This is a genomic window from Psychroserpens damuponensis, assembly GCF_000826655.1.
Lineage (GTDB): Bacteria > Bacteroidota > Bacteroidia > Flavobacteriales > Flavobacteriaceae > Psychroserpens > Psychroserpens damuponensis.
In genome coordinates, this window is sequence record NZ_JXJO01000011.1 from 63,731 (window position 1) to 80,725 (window position 16,995).

Below are 16,995 nucleotides of genomic sequence, written 5' to 3' on the forward strand. Positions count from 1 at the left end.
CTCCGATATTCGGAGCGTTTTTTATTTTTATACTATGAGAACATTCATAGACGACGTTATTACAGATTTATTAGACAAAGGTGATGATATTTCTCAGCTAACGTTTGTGTTACCCAGTAAACGTGCTGGGACATTTTTAAAACAAGCCATTTCTAGCCACGTTAAAAAAACTATATTTTCCCCTCAAATTGTATCCATAGAAGAGTTTGTTGAAACACTTTCGAATTTTCAGTATGCGACAAATGCTGAGTTACTTTTTGAATTCTACGAGGTTTATTTAACACACACACCTAAAGAGCACATAGAACCTTTTGATAAGTTCTCTAAATGGGCTCAAATTCTACTTCAAGATTTTAATGAATTAGATCGATACTTAATCGAAAAGAATAAAATCTTTGATTATTTAGCTGCCATAAAAGAAATTGAAAACCATCATTGGTCTCTAGATGAAGAGCCTACACAATACATTAAAAATTACCTTCAGTTTTGGAATCGCTTAAAAACATATTATACCGCATTTCAAAATCAGCTTCGTGCTAAAAAAAAGGGATATCAAGGTTTAATTTATAAAGAAGCAGTAAACAATATTGAACATTACATATCAATTAGCCCAAATAAAAAATTTGTATTCGTTGGTTTTAATGCATTAAATAAAGCCGAAGAACTCATCATACAACAATTGTTAGAACAAGAACTCGCTACAATATATTGGGATATTGATGATGCCTTTATTACAAACCCAATTCATGATGCAGGATTATTTACAAGAGCACATAAAAGAACATGGCCTTATTTTAACACTCATGATTTTAATTGGATTCAAAATCATTATTCCGAAGAAAAAGATATCGAAATTATTGGAGCTCCAAAAAATATAAGTCAGATTAAGTATGTTGGAGAATTACTAGAAACTATTTATAACCAAAAGCAGACGCTTCAAAATGTTGCTGTTATCCTTGGTGATGAAACTTTGCTCATCCCCTTACTTAATTCTATCCCAAAAGCTATAAAAGCCATAAATATTACAATGGGATTACCGCTAAAGGCTATTCCGTTAGCATCATTATTTGAAAGCCTTTTCAATATTCATAAAACAACATCTCGCCAGCTCTATTACAAGGATATTATCAATCTATTATCTAATCCTTTTGTAAACCCGCTATTTGAACATGAAACATCTAATAGCGCAGAAACATTAATTAACCATATACAATTTAATAATAAAGTTTACTTAACTGTTGGTGAGATTAAAGAGATAATAAACACGCATCACGAACTTATTGATATTCTATTTGATAATTGGGAAGATCAACCTAAAAAAGCGCTTAAAAACTGCTCTAAACTCATTTATTACATTAAATCAAATCTAGAAGACGACAAAACGAGTAATCGTCTCCCATTAGAATATTTGTTCCGATTTAATCAGGTATTTAATTCGCTAGATACTTTAAATACCTCCTTTACTCATATTAATTCTATTGCTACACTTTTCAGTTTGTATAGAGAACTTATAAAAAGTGAAACCTTAGATTTTAAAGGCGAACCTTTAAAAGGATTACAAATTATGGGTATGTTAGAATCTAGAGTTTTAGATTTTGAAACGGTCATTATAACTTCGGTAAACGAAGGCATATTACCTGCAGGCAAAAGCAATAATTCATTTATTCCCTTTGATGTTAAAATAGAAAATCAATTACCCACTTATAAAGAGAAGGATGCGGTATATACTTATCATTTCTATCGCTTACTGCAACGTGCTAAAACCGCATACATTTTATATAATACAGAACCAGATGTACTAAATGGAGGTGAAAAAAGTAGGTTTATCACACAACTAGAAATTGAAAAGAAACACCCTATAAAACATCATATAGTATCTGCACAAGTACCATCATTAGAAAACAGATTACAACAGGTAAAAAAGACACCAAAAGTGATTGCAACACTTAATAAAGTTGCTGCTAAAGGGTTTTCTCCCTCTTCATTGACTAACTACATGAGAAACCCAATTGATTTTTATTATGAAAAGGTTTTAGGCATTAAAAGATACGAAGAGGTTGAAGAGAGTGTCGCATTTAATACTCTAGGTACCGTAATTCATAATACATTAGAAGATTTTTACAAACCCCTTGTTGGTCATAGTCTTAAAACTAATGACATTAAGACCATGAGATCAAAAATCGACGACACAGTAACACATCATTTCAAACAAGAATTTAAAGAAGGTGATATTGCTAGTGGTAAAAACCTCATCATTTATGAAATTTCAAAACGCTATATCTCTAATTTTTTGGATATTGAATTGAACACGATTAAAGAGGGAAACACCATCAAGATCATAGCGATTGAAACCAAAAACGATGTCCCAATTTATATAGAAAGCTTATCAAAAACTGTAAACCTAACAGGTAAAGTAGATCGTGTTGATGAGTACAATGGCACGTTGAGAATAATTGACTATAAAACAGGTAAGGTCGCACCAGGACAGGTAAACATTATAGATTGGGAAGATATAACTACAGATTACGATAAATACAGTAAAAGCTTTCAAATCCTTATGTATGCTTATATGATGTATAAGGACAATAAAATAAATTTACCTGTTGAGGCAGGCATCATTTCATTTAAAAGTTTAAATCTTGGACTATTAAAATTTGCAACTAAACCTTCTTTAAATAGCAAAACAAAGGATTATTCGATTACTTCGGAAACTTTAGATGCATTTGAAATTGAGCTTAAAAAATTAATATCTGAGATCTTCAACGAGACCATAAACTTTATAGAAAAAGAAGTGTAAGATGATACAAAAAAATCAAATTTTACGAAGAGGTCATAAAAAGCCAATCGTTTGGGATGCATTTTATAATTCTAATAAAACACCTAAACCAATTGTTATCTTTTGTCATGGATATAAAGGGTTTAAAGATTGGGGAAGTTGGAATTTAGTCGCTGAGTATTTTAGTAAACAAGAATTATTTTTTATTAAATTTAATTTTTCTCATAATGGTGGTACTGTTAATAACCCAATAGATTTTCCAGACCTAGACGCCTTCGCCGAAAATAATTACACTAAAGAGCTTCATGATTTAGACGACCTTTTAAATCATCTCATTTCCGAAGCATTTGAACATAAAAATGAGATTGATATCTCAAATATTACATTAATTGGTCATTCTAGAGGTGGCGGAATTTCAATCATAAAAACTCATGAAGATAAACGTATTACAAAGCTCATCACTTGGGCTAGTATTTGTGATTTTGGAAAAAGAACCGCTACTACTGGAGCATTAGAGCAATGGAGAAAAAATGGCGTAAAGTATGTTTTAAACGGAAGAACAAAACAGCAAATGCCACATAATTATCAATTTTATGAAGACTTTAAAGCTCATGAAGAGCGTTTGCATATTGAAACTGCTATAAGAGAAATTAAAGTTCCTCTATTAATTATTCATGCCAAGGACGATCCATCAGTACCCTTTGATGAAGCCAAAGCACTACAATCTTGGAATACTAAAAATCTACTCATTGCCATAGACGATTCTAATCATGTATTTGGCTCGAGTCATCCTTGGGAAAAGGACCAATTACCTATAGCTCTACAAACTGTTGTTGAAAAAAGCATCGGTTTTATAAAAAATAAAGGGGTTTAGAGATTATGTTATTTCAATCCGCTTAAAACTAACACAGGCAAACTAGAACTATGAAAATCCTTTTTTAGCACAGTATTACTTTCCCATAACTTGGTAAAGAATCCTCGTTTACGTCTCACCACACAAAGTAAATCTGGTTTATTTGCCTGGTGATGTTCTAACACACCTTGAAATGTTGTTGGATTTTCAGAATGTGTTGTTTTAGTAATCAAAGCTGCTAAATCTTCGTTAACATTAAAATCACCTTCATTATAAAACGTCGTTTTTACGAGTAATAGGTTAACAATAGATTTAAATTGATGCTTAATATCTTTTAGAGGCTTTAAGGCTTCTTGCTTTTTAATTTGCGCCGATTTTAAAGCCATTAGAATATAAATTATTGGTCTATACGTATAACCTTCTGGTATAATTAACGCAGGAATATTTGTTTGCTTAACAATCTTCCCAGAAGTTTTACCTAAGTACACTTCGTCTTTTATAGAATTGGTTCTAGGTTCTAACAAAATGAGATCCACATCTAATGCTTTACAGGCCAATTCTAAAGTATCTACTAATTTCCCTTTAAACGTTTTTATTACAACCTCAACACCTTTGGTATCTATTTTAGCCACATGTCCTTGTAAAAACGAAATGCTTTCGCGTTCTAAAATATGATCTATTTTAATCATTGTACCAGATTTAGTATAGACATTATAAATTTGTACTACATATAATTTGGCACCAAACGCTCGTGCAAAATCTACGGCATATTGTAAATGACTTTCTGCATTTTTAGAGGACCCAACAGGAATAAGAATAGACTTCATAATCAAATTTTTAAAAGTAACTTTGTAATTTACTATTTCGTAAAGGTAATTATTAAAAATGATACGTAAAGCAACACCAAAAGATATTGAGGCTATCCTAGAGATCACCAAAGCATGTGCGAAACATATGATAACAAACAATATTTTTCAATGGAATGCACATTACCCAAATAAAGAAGCCTTCAAAAATGATATTGACAGACAAGAACTCTATGTTTTAGAACTAAAAAATACCATTGTAGGTTGTGTAGTAATTTCAACACACATGGATAATGAATACCAACCCATTACCTGGCTTACACCTAACACTAATAATATTTATATTCATCGTTTAGCGATACACCCAAAACATCAAAGACAAGGTTTTGCACAAAAATTAATGAATTACGCTGAAACATACTCAAAAAACAATCATTATACGTCTGTGCGATTAGATACGTTCTCTCAAAACCACCGAAACCAAAAATTTTATGAACATCGTGGCTATCAAAAACGAGGTGCTATTTTTTTTCCTAAACAAAGTGAATTGCCTTTTCACTGTTATGAACTCGTATTGTGAAAACTGATATTACTTTAAAAAACATTAACAAACTCGCTATTCCTGCATTAATCTCTGGAGTTGCAGAGCCTATCTTATCACTAACCGATACTGCAATTATTGGTAATGTAGATTACAATGCTGCCGAATCTCTAGCAGCTGTTGGTGTTGTTGGTACGTTTATTTCTATGCTCATATGGGTATTAGGGCAAACACGAAGTGCCATTTCATCTATCGTTTCTCAACATGTTGGAGCCAATAAATTAGACGATGTTAAAAATCTTCCTGCGCAAGCCATATTGATTATTACCTCTATAAGTATTCTCATTATAATTACGACGCTACCTTTTTCTTCGGAAATTTTTAAACTCTACAATGCGTCTGGTACCATTTTAAATTATAGCGTTGCCTATTATAATATTCGTGTTTTTGGATTTCCGTTTACCTTATTCACAATTGCCATTTTTGGCACTTTTAGAGGTCTTCAAAATACGTATTACCCAATGATTATTGCTATTATTGGTACTATTATAAATATTGTGTTAGATTTTGCTTTTGTATATGGTATTGAAGGCATCATCAAGCCTATGCATATTGAAGGTGCTGCTTATGCAAGTGTGATTGCTCAAATTATTATGGCGCTTTGCTCAGCTTACTTTTTACTTAAAAAGACAGATATTTCATTGCGTGTTACGTTTCCGCTAAACCCAAAAATGAAACATTTTGCCTTAATGATTCTCAATCTTTTTGTACGTACTTTGGCTTTAAATGCTACACTATATTTTGCTACTAGATTTGCCACCTCATATGGTACAGAATATATTGCAGCTTACACCATTGCTATTAATTTATGGTTTTTAGGTGCCTTTATAATTGATGGCTATGCAAGTGCTGGTAATATTCTCTCCGGAAAATTGCTAGGCGAGAAAAATTATAAAAAACTGGTGGAGCTTAGTAATTTTTTAATTAAGTGCGGAATTGCTGTTGGTATATTGCTTACAATTTTAGGCTTAATAGCTTATAATTTTGTTGGTCTCATTTTCACTAAAGATCCCAAAGTACTCGAACAATTTTATAACGTGTTTTGGATTGTTTTAGCCATGCAACCTTTATGTGCGCTTGCTTTTATTTTTGATGGCATGTTTAAAGGCCTAGGTAAAATGAAGTTTTTAAGAAATTTACTTTTACTTTCTACTGGTCTTGTATTTATTCCGTTATTATTTTTACTAGATTATTTTGACCTTAAATTATATGCTGTTTTTATTGCATTAACAGTTTGGATCATGGCCAGAGGCTTCCCGTTAATCATAAAATTTAGGCAACTATTTTTGTCACTTTCACAAAAGACGTAACTTTGGTCTATAATCAAATTAAATTATGTTGTTAATAACTCTTGTTCAAGATTCATCTGCTTACGATGCTGGATATAATGTTGGTTACACTATTGGTAGGTATTTACCTTTTGTGATTCTTGTTGTTATTGCATTTTTTCTATTCAGATATTTTAAAAATAAACCTAAAAAATAACCTTATGGATTTCATGTCATTTATTAGCGGAAACGGACTCTTTCTAATTTTAGGAATCGTTTTAGTGATTGTATATTTCTACAACCGTAATAAGAGACGTTAATTATCTTGTTTTTAACCATCCTGTTATACTCAAGCGCTCGGTTTCTACAACTTTAACTTCGTGCTCAATAATTTGACTTTCAAATATAACGATGCGTCCAGGAAATGGATAGATCACTTTTTCGGTATCTACTCCATTATCATCCAAATATAAAACAAGTTCTCCTCCATTTTCAGGTGTCCAATCTTGGTCATTTAAATAACATACAAAGGAAAGTTTGCGTCTGTCATCATTTTGAAATGTATCTATATGACGTTTATAAAACGTACCTTTTGGATATAAAGCATAATGAAATTCTTTATGCAATATTCCCATGAAACAGGTTTTGTTTAAATAGGAGACTAAGTCGTTTATTTGTGTGAAAAACAATGCTTCGGCTAGATTGGCTTTTTTTTCATCAATCCATAAAATTTGATCGCCTCTTATAGATTTAATAATATGTTCATTAACACGATTACCAATGGCTGCTTTTTTAAAACGATCATCTTCATGTTTAGCTACAAGAGACTGTCTTAAATGTGAGACGATTTCCGAAGAAAAAAAATCATCAATAATACTATATTGCTGAAATGCTATGTCGTGAATTATCTTTTCATAGACTGGATTTTCAACAAAAGGAATCTCTGCAAAAAGCTGATCATGTGCAACATCTATCATAACTTTTATCTAAAAATATTTGAGCTTCTATCGTTAAAAGCGCGCAAATGTAATCTAAAAACCAATTACTTTGACAAAATGAATATCTTTGCATTGAAAACACACAATTAAATGAGTAACATTCGCATTACAAAACAATTTTCTTTTGAAACAGGTCACGCCTTATACGGTTACGACGGAAAATGTAAAAACGTTCATGGTCACAGTTATCGCTTGGATGTCACAGTTATTGGACAACCAATATCAGATCAAACCAATGTGAAATTTGGGATGGTGATTGATTTTGGTGATTTAAAAAAAATTGTGAAAGAAGAAATTGTAGACGTATTTGATCATGCCACAGTGTTTAATAAAAACACGCCTCATGTAGAATTGGCTAAAGAATTGCAAGCAAGAGATCACAATGTACTTTTAGTTGATTATCAACCTACAAGCGAAATGATGGTAATTGATTTTGCATCAAAAATTAAAAAACGTTTACCAAATAATATCGTATTACATTCTTTAAAACTTCAGGAAACAGCAAGCTCATATGCGCAGTGGTTTGCATCAGATAATGACTAAACCTACTAACATAACAATTCCTAAAGGAAAGAAAATTTATTTCTCAAGTGATAATCATCTAGGTGCTCCAACCCATGAGGCATCTTTACCTCGTGAAAAGAAATTTGTGGCTTGGTTAGATGACATAAAACAAGATGCTGCTGCTATTTTTTTATTAGGTGATTTGTTCGACTTTTGGTTTGAATATGGTACAGTTGTACCTAAAGGATTTGTTAGAACTTTAGGGAAATTAGCAGAAATTAGCGACTCAGGTATTCCTATTTACTTTTTTGTTGGTAACCATGATTTATGGATGAATGGCTATTTTGAAAAAGAACTCAATATACCAGTATATCACAAACCAAAAGAATTCACATTTAACAACACTACATTTTATATTGCTCATGGTGACGGTTTAGGACCGTTTGACAAAGGTTATAAACGTATGAAAAAGGTATTTACCAACCCAGTGTTTAAATTTCTGTTTAAATGGTTACATCCTGATATTGGGATGAAAGTTGCTCAATATTTATCGGTAAAAAATAAGCTCATTTCTGGTGATGATGATGCCACCTATTTAGGTGAAGATAACGAATGGCTTATTCAATACAGTAAATCAGAATTACAAAAACAACATCGTGATTTCTTTGTGTATGGTCATCGTCATTTGCCAATGGATCTGGATTTAGGTCAAAATTCAAAATATGTAAATCTAGGTGATTGGATTACCTATTTCACTTATGGTGTTTTTGATGGTGAAGAATTTGAATTGAAAACTTATAGGTAGGTTAAGCTTCTTCCTTCTCATGCTCCTCAATATCCTTAGTTAAATCCAATTTCCTAAAGGTAGGAGATACTAAAGCTGTAGTCACCACGGTAATCAAAGTCATTGTACCTCCAAAAACGACTGCTGTAACGGTTCCCATATATTTTGCTGTAAGTCCACTTTCTAAAGCACCTAATTCATTAGAAGAACCAACAAACATAGAGTTTACCGAAGATACACGACCACGCATATGATCTGGTGTTTTAATTTGAAGAATGGTTTGTCTAATTACCATGGACACACCATCTGTAACTCCACTAAAAAATAATGCTACAACTGATACCCAGAAAATAGATGATAATCCAAACACAATAATACAAACACCAAAACCAAAAATAGCAACGAGCAATTTCATACCTGCATTTTTACTAATTGGTATATATGCAGTTACCAACATCGTCAAAAATGCTCCAACTGAAGGTGCAGCGACCAAAACTCCAAAACCTTGTGGTCCTACTTTTAAAATATCTTGTGCAAATACTGCTGCTAAAGCTATAGCTCCTCCAAATAAAACAGAAACCATATCTAAAGTAATAGCTCCTAAAATGGCTTTGGTATTAAAAACAAAAGATAAGCCTTCAGACAAACTAGACGAGATACTCTCACCAATTTTTGGATTAAGTATGGGTTTTCTTGGTATTTGAAATATCATAACAAATGAAAACAATACCAAACCAAAAACAATACATAACGACCAATGTACACCAATCCAGCTAATAGAAAAGCCTGCGAAAGCAACACCTAAAACACGAGCCATTTGCCACGTAGAACTATTCCAGGTTGCTGCGTTTGGATATATTTTCTTCGGAACAATAAGCGCTACTAAAGAAAAAATAGTAGGACCAAAAAATGCTCTTAAAAAGCCACCAAAAAATACTAATGCATAAATTGAATATAACATACTATTTTTTGACCAAGACTCAATTACAGTTTGCGATGTCAACCAAAATAAGCCAAAACTAATTAATGAAAACGCACCAATACATAAGGCTAAAAGATTTCGTTTTTCTCGTTGATCTACAATATGACCTGCAAATAAAGCCATTACAAATGCAGGAGCAAACTCACACAATCCTATAATACCTAAACTTAATGGATCTTTTGTTAGTGCATAAACCTGCCACTCTATGACTATAAACTGCATAGACCAACCAAAAATTAGTGCAAAACGTACTAATAAAAACATGTTAAACTCTCTGTATCGCAATGCTGCGTAAGGATCTTTTTTAGACAATTTTAAATAATTAAAGGTTAATCAAAGGTAGATAAAATGTCATTGCGAGCGAAGTGATGAATCTCATAATTTGTGAGATTAAAAAGGAACTAATTTGAATCAATTAATTTAAACTCCACACGTCTATTTAATTCTTGTCCTTCTTTCGTGTTATTAGTTGCAACTGGTTTTGAACTTCCGAAGCCAAAAAATTTAATTCTGCTTTTTTTGAGCCCTAAGGTTATCAAATAATCTGAAACCGCTTTAGCTCTTAAATTAGATAACTTTTCATTTCGTGTAGCTAAACCAACAGCATCTGTATGACCATATATTTCTACTTTGAGGTTTGGATGAACCAATAGGTGTTGGTATAAATCTTCTATTTCAGTAATTGAGTTTGGTAATAATTTAGACTTATCAAACTCAAACAACACATTTTTAAACGTGTAAATTGTATTGTTTTCTATTATAGGTTTATCTTCAACTATAATCGCTTCTTTTTGTGCTTTTTCTAAAGATTTTAAAGAAACATCGTCTATATAATAATATGAAAAGTAGAACTCACTCGTTGATAATACTGTTTGTTTTTTAGTTTTTGTGTTTCTATAAAAATTTCCAATTGAAAAATAATTCTCATAACCATCTGCAATAAATTCAAATGAATATTCCATCCAAGTTTCTTTGTTTGCGAAATAGATTTCTTCGGAATGTGAATACATTTTAAACTTACCTTCTGTTGCTTTTGATGGTTTTATAACTTTTTCACAACGATTAGAATGGTAACAGGGTTTTAACTTTTCTTCTGTAATTAAAACATTAATATCTGTTAATACATATGATGATTTATCTGCTAAGCTTAAATAAAATGTCATTTTATATTTTTCACCTTTTATCAGTGTTTTTGATAGCTGACCTTGAACATATTCTCTATAATTATCATTAGTATATAAATACATCCCAGCATAAGATGTACCTGATTTAGGTTTTTGAAAACCATTGTAGTTATTAATTCCCATGACTTGACTACAAGAATCAAAAAAATCGGTAGAACCATAATTTGGAATAGACCATTTTAGAATAGATTGATCAAAACCTCCTAAATTAACAAGACATTTATAGGATGAATGCGCTTCAAAACTAGGATTTAGAACTAGATTTTGTGCCAACGAAAATTTCAGAATACAACAAAAAATAATAGTAATTATTAATTTCATAAGTGTAAAACGAAAAGCTAAACTGAATATTATGCTTTAATATCTTTCAATTTTAATTGCAAACTCACATTACCTTGCCAATGATTTTCATCAATAGAATACACAGCATCAAAAGGTTTATTATGTGTTATTAAATCACACTTATTTCCTAAATTAAATCCAATACAGACTATTTTATCTGTACCTTGAGTTGCAGTTAATCGCAAATGTTTATCGTCTTCTCCAACACATTTTCCATAACCTGTATCTCTTAAATTCTCAGTCATAAAAATTGGTGTCATATTTCCTGGTCCGAAAGGTGCAAACTGACTTATAATACGGTGAAATTTAGGTGTAATATCCTGCAACTTAATTTGCATATCTACCTTAATTTCTGGTGTCAGTAAAGCTCTATCTATAGTATTTGAAACCACATCTTCAAAGGCTTGTTTGAACGCGTCGTAGTTTTTAGGATCAAGGGTTAAACCTGCTGCGTATTTATGACCTCCAAATTGCTCAATATGTTCTGCACAAGCCTCTAAAGCGTTATACACGTCAAAACCTTTTACAGATCGTGCTGATGCTGCGAGTTTATCACCACTTTTTGTAAACACTAAGGTTGGCCTGTAATGCGTTTCAATTAATCTAGAGGCTACAATACCAATAACACCTTTGTGCCAAGTCTCATCATAAACAACGGTTGTTAATTTATCTTCTTCTTTGTTTTCTGTAATTTGAACGAGTGCTTCTTCGGTAATACGTCGATCTGTTTCTCGTCTATCGAGATTAAATTCGTTAATTTCATTCGCGTATGCTTTGGCTAATTCTTCATCAGTTTCTGTTAGCAAGGTCACAGCATAGTTACCATGTTTCATACGACCAGCTGCATTTATTCTTGGTGCTACAATAAACACCACATCTGTTATGGTGAGCACGTCTTTTTTAACTTGCTCTATAATTGCTTTAATTCCTGGTCTTGGTTGCGTATTTATAATACCTAAGCCAAAGGTGGCCAACGCACGATTTTCTCCAACAATTGGTACAATATCTGCTCCAATTGCAGTTGCTACCAAATCTAGATATTCTCCTAAATCTTCAATTGTTTTTCCATCTTTTGAGGCTAATGCTTGTATCAATTTAAACCCTACTCCACAACCACATAATTCCTTAAATGGGTATTTGCAATCGTCTCTTTTAGGATCTAAAACCGCAACTGCTTTTGGTAATTCTAAACCAGGTCTATGGTGATCACAAATAATAAAATCGATACCTTTTTCTAGAGCGTAATTAACTTTATCAATAGCTTTTACACCACAATCTAATGCAATAATTAATGAAAATTCATTATCCTGAGCAAAGTCAATACCTTTGTATGAAATCCCATAACCTTCGTCATAGCGATCTGGAATGTAGGTCGCAATTTGTTCAGATTTTGTTTTTAAGTATGATGACATCAAAGCCACAGAGGTTGTACCGTCAACATCATAATCACCATACACTAAAATATTTTCATTGTTAAGAAGTGCTGTTTCAATTCTAGCAACTGCCTTATCCATATCTTTCATTAAAAATGGATCGTGCAATTCTTCAAAACTGGGTCTAAAAAAACGCTTGGCTTCATCGTACGTTTCAATACCTCTTTGTACGAGTAAGTTTGCTACAGATTGATCTACCTGAAGTGCTTTTTGTAAATCTTCAACGGTTTTAGAATCTGGTTTTGGTTTAAGTGTCCAACGCATGTACTAATATAGAAAATAATCGCTGTTAATTATGGTAATGAATCGATGTTTTTACTTCAGCAAACCTTCGGAACATTTCCATCACACCACAATAGGTCTCGATAGAGAGGTTTACTGCTTTTTCTATTTTGTTATGGTCTAGCTCATTTCCGTAGAAATGATATTCAACTGCAACCGTATGATAATATTTAGGATGCTCGTTGGTTAATTCTCCATAGGTATCAATTCTAAAATCTGAAAAAGGCACCTTCATTTTTTTGAGAATCGACACTACATCTAACCCAGAACAACCAGCTAAAGATGACAACATCATTGCCTTTGGCGCATACCCAGAATTATGACCTCCATTTTCTGGAGAGGTATCCATGGTGAGGAGTTTCCCGCTTGGATTATCAGATTCAAATTGTAAATTTCCTTTCCAATGTGTTACGACTTTATGTGACATCTTTATATGTTTTAAGTTGAGATTTTATGAAGTTATGAGTACTTTTATACTCAAAAATACTACTAAAAAAAACAAAACTATGGCATTAGTCACTCCTTTATCTGCAGAACATGATCCTGAAACAAAAAAGCTAGCAGAATTTTTTAATGAAACCCTTGGCTTTTGCCCAAATTCGGTATTAACAATGCAACGTCGTCCTGCCATTTCAAAGGCATTTATAAACCTTAACAAAGCGGTTATGGCAAATGAAGGTCGCGTAACCTCTGCCTTAAAACGCATGATTGCTTGGGTATCTAGCAACTCAACAGGTTGTCGTTATTGCCAAGCACATGCCATTCGCGCTGCAGAGCGTTATGGTGCTGAGCAAGAGCAATTAGATAATATTTGGGAGTATAGAACTCACAGTGCTTTTTCTGATGCTGAACGTGCTGCACTCGATTTTAGTTTGGCCGCTTCTCAAGTTCCAAATGCTGTAAATGCAGACATTAAAAAGCGTTTATATGAGCATTGGGATGAAGGTGAAATTGTTGAAATGTTAGGTGTCATTTCTCTTTTTGGTTACCTCAACCGCTGGAACGACTCTATGGGAACAGATATTGAAGAAGGTGCTGTAGAAAGCGGTAATCAATATTTAGGTAAGCATGGTTTTGAAGTTGGCAAACATGATGGATCTAAATATTAATACACAGTTCTAGACCTTCAATTAGCACTGTCTCAATGTGATGTATATAATTAACCTGCAAGGTTTTTATTAACCTTGTAGGTGTTTTATTATGTAGCTTTTATTTTTTTCTTCGGAAATTGGAGTTTTTCATACTTCCCTAACTAAAAACACCAGTTCACTCATTATTGGTTTTTAAAATTGTTGTCCTGATATAGATTTGAATCATCAAACCATCTATATCATGACACAACTTCTACACAAAAATTATCTTTTACTCTTCTTTGTTCTAATCACAGCGAGCCTATTTTCTCAAGAAGGCATTGTTTCTGGAACATTAAAATCACAAACCGATGGCTTACCACTTCCTGGAGTGAGCATCATTATAAAAGGAACCAAAACAGGTGTGCAAACAGATTTTGATGGCTATTATCAAATACCATGTCGTGTTGGACAGACTTTAGTTTACAGTTTTGTAGGCATGAAAGCTCGCGAAGTTAGAGTCACTCCTCAATTATTTGATAGTCAATCTCATGACAACATGGTTGAAGAAGTGCCTGTAAAACCTATAGAAAATGAAGCGTATAAAAAAGCCATCCAAAAAAAACATGATAACACCTTATATATTCCAAATTTAGAACAATCAAACCTTACCTATAATAAAGACAACTATTTTCAATATGAAAGAATAAAACATATTGATATCAAAAAAGACAAGGTTGATATTACTTATTTTGATCCAGATATTTTCTTTGAGGTTGGCTATAATACGATTTTTGGTATTCAGTATTTTAAAGACAAAAATTTACCTCAACTTCAAAACACCTATGCACAAGGTGGAACTCTAAATGGAAATTTAACCTTTCAAGGTGCTGAAACCGGAAATCTATTTTCATATGGCCCAAAAATTAGTAATCTAGAGTTTGATGGCAGCAACTATGCTTACGATAATAACGGACAATTAGTTTCTGTGGGAGAAGGCAACGGAAATCCTGCTGTTAATTACGACAATTCAGTATTAAAAACAGCTATAAAAACGTCAAACAATTTGTTTTTTAATGTCTCTACACAAAAAAGTAAAATAGAACTCAATTACACAAATACAACCTTAAAAGACGTTTTTAATAGCGAAAAAAGTAGTGGTAATGATCTAAAACTCTCATTTAAAAATAGAAGGTCTTATCATCAAAAAGGATTAAATTGGTTGGGTTATGTGTCATTCGGAAATTATAAAAACAACCAACCTAACGTCAATGGGTTTTTAAATAATGCTTTACTTAATTCTTGGGCTACACCTTCAACGTTTAGCAATGCACAAGGCAATCTACTTTCTAATAGTTCTCAACGCAGTTTTAATTCTAATTTTAATAATCCTAATTGGCTTTTAGCTCACCATCAAAATACTGACAAGACAAACTATTTTATTGCTACGATTCAAAATGACATTAACATTTCCGAAGACATAAATGTAGAAACCAACCTGAGTTACACCTACAATAAAAACAGTCAAAACTTTGGATTACCAACAAACACTGTGGGTTTTGAAGATGGCTACCTCAGCTCAAAAGCTATTAAAACGAATGTATTTAATGCCTTGTTGAAATTTACTTTTGATAATAACAACTATAGTCCAAGAATTAAAGGTGTGTCTCAGTTTGATTTTTCATCAGAGCATATGCAATATGATTTTAATGAAGCTAATGGGTTTATGCCTTTTTCATTTGAAAACCCTGAATCTAATAATACTGTTAAAACGCAATTAAATCGTACTAGTTTAAGATTGCTCAACTCTTGGACTTTTAATTTTAGTGAAGAAAGTATTGATATTATTGCAGCCAATAACGCTTACATATCATCACTACAGGATAATAAATTGTTTTTACCATATTTAGAATTTAAAGTAGATGTGGCAGACTTAATTTACATTGATTTTTTAGACCAATTCTATGTCACTGCAACAACATCGTATGATGTTAATGAGCCTCATTTATTTTACAATAATATGAGTCATAATAGTTTGCTATTAACTCCTGAGCAAAGTTTATCATACACTGCAAATAACGACTTATTCTTAACTGAGAATTTACAACTTGAAGAAAAAAAACATTATGAATTTGATGCATCTATGAGGTTTTATCTTTTAAATTCAGGATTTAATTTTAAAGCTACTTATTTTAATTCTGAAACTCAAGGATCTGTTTTTCCTGTACTTGAGAATAATGCCTTTAAACTTCAAAACACTGCAGATATTAGTAACAAAGGTTTTGAAATGAGCCTTAACACGAGATTTTACCTCATTGATAAATTATATTACAAACCCAGTATTGTATTTTCAAAATCTAGAACCAGAGTTCAAAAATTATATAACGATGCTCAAAACATTCCAATTGCTGGGTTTTCAACTGTATCTAAAAACCTTATAGTTGGTGAGCGAGCTGGTGTTATTGTAGGATCTGCATATACTAGAGATGCTCAAAACAACATTGTTATTGATGATCAAGGATTTCCTTTAGTAAATGCTCAATCTAAAATTATTGGTGATCCTACACCAGATTTCAACTTAGGTTTTGAGAATAATTTCGAGTTTAAAAATTTTAATTTAAACCTTGTTTTAGACTTTCAAAAAGGAGGTGATGTTTGGAACGGCACCCAAAACACGCTTAATTACCTTGGGACGTCTCAACAATCTGCAAACGATAGAAACATCACAAATTTCATATTTCAAGGTGTTAATCAAAATGGTAATCCAAATACGATTCCTGTAGATTTTTACAACCCTGAAAATGATATTTCACAAAATAGGTTTGTACGCTACGGTTTTTCTGGTGTGGATGAAGATGCTATTGAAGATGGTAGTTATATCAATTTAAAATCGGTGTCGCTCTCATATACATTCAAACAAAAAAATAAAAACACATTTTTTAGGCAAATAGATATGAGCCTCTATGCCAATAACCTTATCACTTGGACAGCTTATGAAGGTGCATCACCTTATAGAAATCTCTACGACTCGCCTTCTGGTCAAGCTTTAAACTTTTTTAATATGCCAATTACAAGTGAAGTTGGTTTTAAACTTAACGTAAAAATATAATGC

General features: G+C 32.3%; 14 protein-coding genes. 8 read left to right on the forward strand and 6 right to left on the reverse strand.

Annotated elements, in window-relative coordinates; genetic code table 11:
- Positions 1-34 precede the first annotated feature (34 nt).
- Positions 35-2,797: a PD-(D/E)XK nuclease family protein gene (locus TD29_RS05570; protein ID WP_040279497.1), complete on the forward strand. Its 2,763-nt coding sequence runs from the start codon at positions 35-37 to the stop codon at positions 2,795-2,797.
- A 1-nt stretch (position 2,798) separates the two neighbouring features.
- Positions 2,799-3,650, forward strand: coding sequence for an alpha/beta hydrolase family protein (locus TD29_RS05575; RefSeq protein WP_040279498.1), 852 nt, complete (start codon positions 2,799-2,801; stop codon positions 3,648-3,650).
- An 8-nt stretch (positions 3,651-3,658) separates the two neighbouring features.
- Here TD29_RS05575 and TD29_RS05580 read toward each other — a convergent pair whose 3' ends face one another.
- On the reverse strand, positions 3,659-4,456 hold the full coding sequence (locus TD29_RS05580; protein WP_040279499.1) for a universal stress protein: 798 nt from the start codon (positions 4,454-4,456) through the stop codon (positions 3,659-3,661).
- 58 nt (positions 4,457-4,514) lie between these two features.
- Between TD29_RS05580 and TD29_RS05585 the strand changes: the two genes are divergently transcribed.
- Positions 4,515-5,015: a GNAT family N-acetyltransferase gene (locus tag TD29_RS05585; protein WP_040279500.1), complete on the forward strand. Its 501-nt coding sequence runs from the start codon at positions 4,515-4,517 to the stop codon at positions 5,013-5,015.
- A complete protein-coding gene (locus tag TD29_RS05590; RefSeq protein WP_040279501.1) occupies positions 5,012-6,346 on the forward strand; it encodes an MATE family efflux transporter in 1,335 nt (444 codons plus the stop codon). Before TD29_RS05585 ends, TD29_RS05590 begins: the two co-directional genes overlap by 4 nt.
- A 278-nt stretch (positions 6,347-6,624) precedes the next feature.
- Here TD29_RS05590 and TD29_RS05595 read toward each other — a convergent pair whose 3' ends face one another.
- Complete coding sequence (locus tag TD29_RS05595) at positions 6,625-7,281, reverse strand: 2OG-Fe(II) oxygenase (RefSeq protein WP_040279503.1); 657 nt, start codon at positions 7,279-7,281, stop codon at positions 6,625-6,627.
- Between the two features lie 111 nt (positions 7,282-7,392).
- On the opposite strand from TD29_RS05595, the gene TD29_RS05600 reads away from it, so the two are divergent.
- The gene (locus TD29_RS05600) at positions 7,393-7,845 is read left to right on the forward strand and encodes a 6-pyruvoyl trahydropterin synthase family protein (protein ID WP_040279504.1); all 453 of its coding nucleotides are present in this window, start codon (positions 7,393-7,395) and stop codon (positions 7,843-7,845) included.
- 10 nt (positions 7,846-7,855) lie between these two features.
- A complete protein-coding gene (locus TD29_RS05605; RefSeq protein ID WP_040279679.1) occupies positions 7,856-8,611 on the forward strand; it encodes a UDP-2,3-diacylglucosamine diphosphatase in 756 nt (251 codons plus the stop codon).
- A gap of 1 nt (position 8,612) precedes the next feature.
- Here TD29_RS05605 and TD29_RS05610 read toward each other — a convergent pair whose 3' ends face one another.
- The 4 genes from TD29_RS05610 to TD29_RS05625 form a co-directional block, all read right to left on the reverse strand.
- A complete protein-coding gene (locus TD29_RS05610) occupies positions 8,613-9,884 on the reverse strand; it encodes an MFS transporter (RefSeq protein WP_040279505.1) in 1,272 nt (423 codons plus the stop codon).
- Between the two features lie 89 nt (positions 9,885-9,973).
- Complete coding sequence (locus TD29_RS17805; protein ID WP_052466985.1) at positions 9,974-11,029, reverse strand: OmpA family protein; 1,056 nt, start codon at positions 11,027-11,029, stop codon at positions 9,974-9,976.
- Positions 11,030-11,106: 77 nt separating this feature from the next.
- The gene (gene recJ / locus TD29_RS05620) at positions 11,107-12,795 is read right to left on the reverse strand and encodes a single-stranded-DNA-specific exonuclease RecJ (protein WP_040279507.1); all 1,689 of its coding nucleotides are present in this window, start codon (positions 12,793-12,795) and stop codon (positions 11,107-11,109) included.
- Positions 12,796-12,820: 25 nt separating this feature from the next.
- Positions 12,821-13,240: an OsmC family protein gene (locus TD29_RS05625; protein WP_040279508.1), complete on the reverse strand. Its 420-nt coding sequence runs from the start codon at positions 13,238-13,240 to the stop codon at positions 12,821-12,823.
- A gap of 79 nt (positions 13,241-13,319) precedes the next feature.
- Here TD29_RS05625 and TD29_RS05630 point away from each other — a divergent pair, with 79 nt between their 5' ends.
- Both TD29_RS05630 and TD29_RS05635 read left to right on the forward strand, forming a co-directional pair.
- The gene (locus TD29_RS05630; protein WP_040279681.1) at positions 13,320-13,922 is read left to right on the forward strand and encodes a carboxymuconolactone decarboxylase family protein; all 603 of its coding nucleotides are present in this window, start codon (positions 13,320-13,322) and stop codon (positions 13,920-13,922) included.
- 223 nt (positions 13,923-14,145) lie between these two features.
- Complete coding sequence (locus TD29_RS05635; protein WP_040279509.1) at positions 14,146-16,992, forward strand: carboxypeptidase-like regulatory domain-containing protein; 2,847 nt, start codon at positions 14,146-14,148, stop codon at positions 16,990-16,992.
- Positions 16,993-16,995 lie beyond the last annotated feature (3 nt).